Annotated in this window: 1 protein-coding gene; it reads left to right on the top strand. The window is 67.0% G+C overall.

Annotation, left to right across the window (positions count from 1 at the left end; translation table 11 throughout):
• Positions 1–322: 322 nt before the first annotated feature.
• Positions 323–1,714, top strand: coding sequence for a uridine kinase family protein (locus tag ACZK5N_RS11040; protein ID WP_463624953.1), 1,392 nt, complete (start codon positions 323–325; stop codon positions 1,712–1,714).
• The last annotated feature ends 50 nt before the right edge of the window (positions 1,715–1,764 follow it).

Genomic DNA, 1,764 nt, shown 5'->3' with positions numbered 1-1,764 from the left:
GGGCCCCCCCTCCGCTGGTGCGTACGAGTCCTGGGCGAACGAGCTTGACGCTAGGGCCGCTCCTGAGAACCCACAAGGGTCACTTTCAGACACCCCGGCTGACGGCCGTCCCGACGCCCTGGGTAAGGCGTGAGGGTCTATGCCCCGACAGCTTGTTGGCTAGGCGCGGAGCCGCCCTCTCCACTCATAGCGGCCCTCATGGCAGGGCCTCGCGGGGCCCCTCCGGCAGGCTGAGAGGAGGCCCGCCATGTTGTCCCAGGGAACAAACTCGTCAGGGGGCCGCGGCGAGTAGGTTCGTCCCAACTCGATGAAAGGGTCGACCATGCGCGAGACGCACCTCCGTCAGGGGCGGCAGACGGTCAAGCTGGGTCTGATCAAAACGATCCACGACCTGTTCCCGGATGAACGATTGAAGACCTCGTACTCCATCCTGGAAGGCGTCTTCTGCAACCTGGTGGGATCGGCGCTCTCCACTCGCGAGGTGCACCAGATCGGCGTGCGGCTCAAGGAGTGGGCGTTCGACCCTTCGAGCAGCATCACCTTCCTCGGTCGTGACGGTGGGTACCACGTCTACCAGGTGGGCGACGTGGTGGCCCGTGTCGTGTACCCCGCGCTTCCGCAGCCGAGTCAGGTGGAACCCTTCGAGGTGATTCCCTTCGCGCAGGGCTTCATCGTGGACTTCGGTGACGTCGACAAGGGCGACGGGGCGCCTCTCATTCCGCCGACCCGGTTGTCAGCCGCCTATTCGGAGAGCCAGGAGTGGCTGGACCGCGTCGACGTCGAGGTGGTCGCGGACGTCAACGCCTACCTCAGGGCCGGGCGTCCGTGGAAGCTCATCAGCATCGCCGAGGCCCTGCACGAGAAGCAACTCGCGGACATCGCAGACGTGATCCTGGCCCAGCGGCGGGCGCTGCGCGTCCTGGCCATCTCGGGGCCGTCGTCGTCGGGTAAGACCACGACCACGCAGCGCCTCGCCACCCAGCTGGAGGTCAACGGCTTCAAGCCCGTGGCGCTGTCGCTGGACAACTACTTCGTCAACCGGGAAAGGACCCCCGTCGACGAGGACGGCCGGTACGACTTCGAGAGCCTCGACGCGCTCGACCTGCCCCTCCTCACCCACCAGATCCAACAGCTGGTGGCGGGCCACGCCGTGGCGGTACCCCGCTTCGACTTCGTGACGGGACGCCGGTTGCCAGTGACGACCCCGCTGCACGTGGGGCCGGCCGAGATCCTGGTCATCGAGGGGATCCACGCCCTCAACCCGAGGCTGGTGGAGGGCATCCACCGCAGCGCCGTGTTCAAGGTCTACGTCAGCGCCCTGGGCGGACTCAACATCGACCTGATGAACCGGGTGCCGACCACCGAGGTCCGGCTGCTGCGCCGCATGGTCCGCGACCACGAGCACCGCGGCATCTCGCCGGAGGTCACCGTCGACCAATGGGACAGCGTGCGGCGCGGCGAGTACGCCTCCGTGTTCCACTTCCAGGAGGACGCCGACGTGATGTTCAACTCGAGCATGATGTACGAGCTGAACGCGCTGCGACCCTTCGCTGAGGAGGCACTGGGGACCATCCCGGACTCCAGTCCTCACGTCGACACCCGCGACCGTCTCCTGAACCTGCTCACCTTCTTCGAGCCCATCGCCACGGAACGCGTCCCGTTCAACTCGATCCTGCGCGAGTTCATCGGCGGCAGCATCTACGACGCCCCCTGAGTGGTCTCCCGCTCCTGAGGGCCGCCCCCGCCGAAGCGGAGGCGGCCCTC

It is taken from the genome of Tessaracoccus pujii (assembly GCF_055326215.1).
This window is presented reverse-complemented; position numbering and strand designations above follow the sequence as displayed.